The following is a 5,856-nucleotide window of genomic DNA, read 5'->3' on the forward strand; positions in this document are numbered from 1 at the left end:
GGCGGCCATGGCGGCGGGGAAACGCCCGGACCCATTCCGAACCCGGAAGCTAAGCCCGCCAGCGCCGAGGGTACTGCCGGGGAGACCCGGCGGGAGAGCAGGACACCGCCGCACAACCCATGAAAAACTGGGGCCGCTTCCCTCAACCGGAAGCGGCCCCAGTTTGCTTTCACCCACCCCGGGACCCTGTCCAGTTCAACCGGACAAGGCCAGTCCCGGGGCATTTCCATGTTCAGGTCCAGCCGGCCCCGGACACTGGCCGGGGCGTTGTCCAGTTCAACGAGACAACACACGCTTGCCGCATCCCTGTCCAGTTCAACTGGACAGGCAGGCGACGCCAAAGAGGGTCGCATCCCCGTGGGAATGCGACCCTCCCGAAGAAAGCTGACCGGATCGGCCGCGGCTCACTCCTCCTCGAGGTCCTCTTCTTCCTCGATGTCGCCCTCGTCCGAGAAGTCACCCTCGAAATCGATCGCGCGACGAGCATCCGCGTCCAGGACGCCCCACTCGATCAGCTGGTCGACCAACACCGACGGCTGAAGGTCGAAAATAACCGACAGCGTCCGCAGGTCATCCTGCCGAATCGACAGCACACGACCGTTGTAGTCGCCACGCTGGCTCTGGATCGCCGCGACGTAACGCATCAGCGGAGCGGCCTTGTCCTCACCGAGGCTCTGCAAAACCTCCAGGTTGAGGATCAGCTTCGGCGGAAGCTCCGCCGCCGCGTTCGGCGTGCCACCCGGCAGCAGCTCATGCACCGGGACGCCGTAGAAATGCGCAAGCTCGGCCAGGCGCTGCACAGTGACCGCACGGTCGCCGCGCTCGTATGAACCGACGACAACAGCCTTCCAGCGTCCCTGTGACTTCTGCTCGACCCCGTGCAGCGACAACCCCTGCTGGGTGCGGATCGCGCGTAGCCGCGCACCCAGGGCCTTAGCGTACTCAGTGGACATTTGCTCTCCCCATCGAAGACTGCTTCGGTCGTGACAGTCGGCAACCGGGCTGGACCGGAATCAGCCCGCCTGACTGCGCATCACTATGCGAGTACCGGCAGTTCGCCCTGGTCATCCAAGTGCCAACCGGGTTTGGTCGTCCGTGGCGGCGACCCTGAGTGATGTTACGCAGAGTAACCTGCGCCCGTCAAGGCACTCGTTCACCTGATAACCGAACTGTCAACGCCTCCCACCCTATGTCATATTCTGCGGCGATCTACATCGCGGAGTGCTGGCTCGCGCGCAATGCCTGCTCAGCCGTCGGGCCAAGCTTTCGGGGTCGTGGCGGCGGAGGTTTAACGATCTTTCGAGCAGCTTGGCGGAATCGGTAAGCACCTTTGACGAAGTGTTGACGCAACCACCGCCTGATAGGGTTTGACGTGATCGCGCTGCGATCCACTCATTGGCCGTCCTTTAAGTCCTGTCCCGTGAGACAGGGAAGGAGGTCTGCTTCGGCATGACCATGCAGTCCGGCGCCCGCTCCTCGGGCCTCGACCCGACTGTCGCGCGGGCCGTACTCGACGCCCCCGCCATCGATCGCGCGTTGACGCGCATAGCGCACGAAATCCTTGAGCGAACCGGCGGAGCCGAGGATGCTGTGCTGCTCGGTATCCCCACCCGCGGCGCGGTGCTCGGCCAGCGGCTCGGCGAACTGATCACCCGCTTTGAAGGCCGCTCAATCCCGGGCGGTTCGCTCGATGTGACCATGTACCGCGACGACCTGCGGTTGAAGCCGGCGCGGGCGTTGGGCCGGACCGAGATCCCCTCCGGCGGGATCGATGGACGGCTCGTGATCCTCGTGGATGACGTGCTGTTCTCCGGTCGCACGGTGCGCGCCGCGCTCGATGCCTTGAACGACCTCGGCCGGCCGCGCGCGATCCAGCTGGCGGTGCTGGTGGACCGGGGGCACCGTGACCTGCCGATCCGCGCCGACTACGTGGGCAAGAACCTGCCGACCTCGCTGCGGGAAGCGGTCGAGGTGCATCTGAGTGAGACGGACGGGCGCGACTGCGTGCTGCTCGGGATCAAGGGGGAGTGAGCCATGCGGAAGCGACACCTGCTCTCGACCGCCGATCTGACGGTCGATGACGCGAATTTGATCCTCGACACCGCGCAGGAACTCTCGACCGTCGCCGGCCGGGCAATCAAGAAACTGCCGACGCTGCGTGGCCGGACCGTGGTCAACCTCTTCTTTGAGGACTCGACGCGAACGCGGATCTCCTTCGAGACCGCGGCCAAGCGGCTGAGCGCGGACGTCATCAACTTCTCGGCCAAGGGTTCGAGTGTCTCGAAGGGCGAATCGCTCAAGGACACCGCGCTGACGCTTGAGGCCATGGGCGCCGACGCGGTCGTCGTGCGGCACTGGGCGTCTGGCGGGGCGCACCGGCTGGCGAACGCGGGCTGGATTCACAGCTCCGTGGTGAACGCCGGCGACGGAACGCACGAGCACCCGACGCAGGCCCTGCTTGACGCGTACACGCTGCGGCAGCGGCTCGGTTCCGTGGCGGGACGGCATGTGGCGATAGTCGGTGACGTGTTGCACAGCCGGGTGGCGCGCTCGAACGTGCACCTGCTGTCCACGCTCGGCGCCGAGGTCACGCTCGTCGGGCCGCCGACGCTACTGCCGCACGGTGTCGACAGCTGGCCCTGCGCTTATTCATATGAGCTGGATCCGGTACTCCCGAAGTGTGACGCGGTGATGATGCTGCGCGTCCAGCGGGAGCGGATGAACCAGGCCTTCTTCCCGACCGAGCGCGAGTACAGCAGGCGCTACGGCCTGCATGCCGCGCGGATGGCGATGCTGCCGGAGCATGCAGTCGTCATGCATCCCGGTCCGATGAACCGCGGCTTGGAGATCTCGGCGGAGGTCGCGGATTCCGTGCGATCGACGATCACCGAGCAGGTCGCGAATGGTGTTTCGGTGCGAATGGCCGTGCTTTATCTGCTGCTCGGCGGCGCTGAGTCCGCGATTGGGAACGACGAGGAAGGCTCGGCGCGGTGAGCGGCACGAGTTATGTGATTAGAGGCGCACAACTGCTCGGGGGAGAGGCGGGCGACCTTTACGTCAATGACGGCGTATTCGCAGAGGACGCGGTACGCGGCGCTGCGGTCATTGATGCGGCGGGACTGATTGCGCTACCTGGTCTGGTGGACCTGCACACGCACCTGCGAGAGCCGGGGCGTGAGGACGCCGAGACGGTACTCACGGGCACGCGGGCAGCCGCGGCGGGTGGCTTCACGGCCGTGCACGCGATGGCGAACACCGATCCCGTTGCCGATACAGCGGGCGTGGTCGAGCAGGTGTGGCGACTTGGACGTGAGGCGGGGTACTGCGACGTTCGGCCAGTCGGCGCGGTAACCGTGGGCTTGAAGGGCGAGCGCCTTGCCGAGCTTGGCGCAATGGCCGACTCGGCGGCGCGCGTAAGGGTTTTCTCGGACGATGGGCACTGCGTCTCGGACGCGGCCTTGATGCGTAGGGCGCTCGAGTACGTAAAGGCATTCGGCGGCGTCGTAGCGCAGCATGCACAGGAGCCACGGCTGACCGAGGGCGCGCAGATGAACGAGGGTGAGCTCTCGGGCATGCTCGGCTTGCAAGGCTGGCCCGCAGTCGCCGAGGAGGCGATCATCGCCCGGGACGTGCTGCTCGCGGCGCACACCGGATCGCGGCTGCACGTGTGTCATCTTTCGACTGCCGGATCGGTCGAGATCGTCCGATGGGCCAAGTCGCGCGGCTACCCGGTCACCGCCGAGGTGACGCCGCATCACCTGCTGCTGACCGAGGACCTGATCCAGGGCTACGACCCGGTCTACAAGGTCAACCCGCCGCTGCGTTCGGCCACAGACGTCGAGGCGGTGCGCGCCGGGCTCGCGGACGGCACCATCGACGCCGTGGCCACCGACCACGCGCCGCACCCGGTCGAGGCCAAGGACTGCGAGTGGGCCGTGGCGGCCATGGGGATGCTCGGCCTGGAAACGGCTGTGTCAGTGGTCCAGCGCACCATGGTGGAAACGGGTTTGCTGGATTGGGCAGGCGTCGCGGACCGGATGTCGGTGCGGCCGGCCCGGATCGGCGGATTGGCCGAGCACGGCCGGTCGTTCGAGGCGGGTGCGCCGGCGAACGTGGTGTTGGTCGACCCCGCGGCCTCGCGGGTCGTCGAGCCAGGCGCACTGCAGTCGCTCTCGCGCAACACGCCATACGCGGGGATGAAGCTGCCGGGTGCGGTTGTGGCGACGCTGCTGCACGGCTCGGCGACGGTGCTGGACGGACGGGTGGTGGAACGGTGAGCGCGGCGATGACGACTGCTGGCGCGGCGCATGCGGTTACCGCTGCGGCGGGGCAGCACAGCGCGCCGGTAACGCATTGGGGCGGGCGCATCCTGCTTACGCTGGTCGTTCTCGCGGTGCTCAGCGGGATCTACTGGCTGATGTGGCGCGGTTGGAAGAATCGTGCGGCGCGGCAGGCCGACCTGCCCGCTCCGCCTTCTGCGGCGCCGGAGGGCAGCGACCTCGGCGACGCGGTCGAGGGCGTATACGCATCCACGACGGCACACGGCGACTGGCTGGATCGGATCGCAGCGCACGGGCTCGGTGTACGCAGCAACGCCTGGGTGCGCGTCGGCAGGTCCGGCGTGCTGTTCGAGCGCGAGGCCGCGCCAGACGTGTTCGTTCCAGCCGAGGACGTGCAGGCCGTGCAGTCCGCGCCCGGTATCGCCGGGAAGGTAACCGGCGGCGAGGGCCTGATCGTGTTGACCTGGCGGCTCGGCGAGCGCGTCGTGGACACCGGCTTCCAGCCGCGCGCCAAGAGCGACCGGGCCAGATTGATCGACGGGGTGGACGCCCTGCTGACGGAAAGGACGAACGGATGACCGCCACGGACGCCGTCCTGGTGCTCGAAGACGGCCGCACCTTCCGCGGCGAGGCCTACGGCGCGATCGGCTCGACTTTCGGCGAGGCCGTGTTCGCGACCGGGATGACCGGCTACCAGGAGACGCTGACCGATCCGTCCTACCGCGGCCAAGTGGTGGTGATGACGGCCCCGCACATCGGTAATACCGGCGTGAACGATGAAGATCCGGAGTCCGCGCGCATTTGGGTGAGCGGCTATGTCGTACGTGATCCGGCCCGGCGGGTGTCGAACTGGCGGGCGGTCCGCTCGCTCGACGACGACCTGGTCGCACAGGGCATCGTCGGCATAAGCGGCATCGACACCCGCGCGCTCACTCGGCACCTGCGGGAGCGCGGCGCGATGCGCGTCGGGATCTTCTCCGGTGAGGCCGCCGAGCAGGACGCCGGAGTGCTGCTGGCACGGGTCCTGGAGAGCCCTGAGATGAAGGGCGCCAACCTGGTCGGAGACGTGACCACCGACGAGACCTACGTCGTGCCCGCGATCGGGGAGCGGCGGTTGCGAGTCGCGGCGGTCGACCTCGGCATCAAGTCGATGACCCCGCACCGCATGGCCGAGCGCGGGATCGAGACGCACGTCGTGCCCGCCGGGATCTCGTTGCAGGAGCTCCTGGCGCTCGAGCCGGATGGTGTGTTCTTCTCCAACGGTCCGGGCGACCCGGCCGCCGCGGACGCCGCGGTGGACCTCGCCCGTGGCCTGCTGGAGCGCCGAGTTCCGATCTTCGGCATCTGCTTCGGCAACCAGATGCTCGGCCGTGCGCTCGGTTTCGGCACCTACAAGCTCAAGTACGGGCACCGCGGCATCAACCAACCGGTGCAAGACCGCCTCACCGGCAAGGTCGAGGTCACCGCGCACAACCATGGCTTCGCGGTGGACGCGCCGCTGGATCGCGTGTCCGACACACCGTTCGGGCGCGTAGAGGTAAGCCACGTGTGCCTTAACGACGGAGTCGTCGAGGGG

Annotated in this window: 6 protein-coding genes and 1 rRNA gene; 6 read left to right on the forward strand and 1 reads right to left on the reverse strand. The window is 67.5% G+C overall.

The features are described from left to right. A 5S ribosomal RNA gene (gene rrf / locus VN779_RS14525) occupies positions 1-114 on the forward strand; the annotation flags it as partial. A gap of 290 nt (positions 115-404) precedes the next feature. On the opposite strand, the gene VN779_RS14530 is transcribed toward rrf, so the two are convergent. Beyond that, positions 405-953, reverse strand: a complete 549-nt coding sequence (locus VN779_RS14530; protein WP_325723468.1) for a transcriptional regulator — start codon at positions 951-953, stop codon at positions 405-407. A gap of 502 nt (positions 954-1,455) precedes the next feature. Between VN779_RS14530 and pyrR the strand changes: the two genes are divergently transcribed. The 5 genes from pyrR to carA form a co-directional block, all read left to right on the forward strand. Then, positions 1,456-2,031, forward strand: a complete 576-nt coding sequence (gene pyrR / locus VN779_RS14535; RefSeq protein WP_414639671.1) for a bifunctional pyr operon transcriptional regulator/uracil phosphoribosyltransferase PyrR — start codon at positions 1,456-1,458, stop codon at positions 2,029-2,031. A 3-nt stretch (positions 2,032-2,034) separates the two neighbouring features. Continuing rightward, positions 2,035-2,994: an aspartate carbamoyltransferase catalytic subunit gene (locus VN779_RS14540; RefSeq protein ID WP_325723472.1), complete on the forward strand. Its 960-nt coding sequence runs from the start codon at positions 2,035-2,037 to the stop codon at positions 2,992-2,994. Further along, on the forward strand, positions 2,991-4,277 hold the full coding sequence (locus VN779_RS14545) for a dihydroorotase (RefSeq protein ID WP_325723474.1): 1,287 nt from the start codon (positions 2,991-2,993) through the stop codon (positions 4,275-4,277). The genes VN779_RS14540 and VN779_RS14545 overlap by 4 nt, the downstream gene beginning before the upstream one ends. Before the next feature lie 8 nt (positions 4,278-4,285). Next, entirely contained in the window at positions 4,286-4,858 is a 573-nt protein-coding gene (locus tag VN779_RS14550) for a hypothetical protein (RefSeq protein WP_325723476.1), read from the forward strand. Next, positions 4,855-5,856 (forward strand): glutamine-hydrolyzing carbamoyl-phosphate synthase small subunit (gene carA, locus VN779_RS14555; RefSeq protein ID WP_325723478.1); only part of this gene is annotated, 1,002 nt, incomplete at its 3' end. The genes VN779_RS14550 and carA, both read left to right, overlap by 4 nt.

Origin of the sequence: Actinocrinis sp., assembly GCF_035605935.1 — a bacterium.
Taxonomy (GTDB): domain Bacteria; phylum Actinomycetota; class Actinomycetes; order Streptomycetales; family Catenulisporaceae; genus Actinocrinis.

Excerpts from the sequence above, each read along its gene's own strand:
- VN779_RS14540 (WP_325723472.1), top strand. The coding sequence starts at position 2,035 with ATGCGGAAGCGACACCTGCTCTCGACCGCCGATCTGACGGTCGATGAC.
- VN779_RS14530 (WP_325723468.1), bottom strand. The coding sequence starts at position 953 with ATGTCCACTGAGTACGCTAAGGCCCTGGGTGCGCGGCTACGCGCGATC.
- VN779_RS14550 (WP_325723476.1), top strand. The coding sequence starts at position 4,286 with ATGACGACTGCTGGCGCGGCGCATGCGGTTACCGCTGCGGCGGGGCAG.
- pyrR (WP_414639671.1), top strand. The coding sequence starts at position 1,456 with ATGCAGTCCGGCGCCCGCTCCTCGGGCCTCGACCCGACTGTCGCGCGG.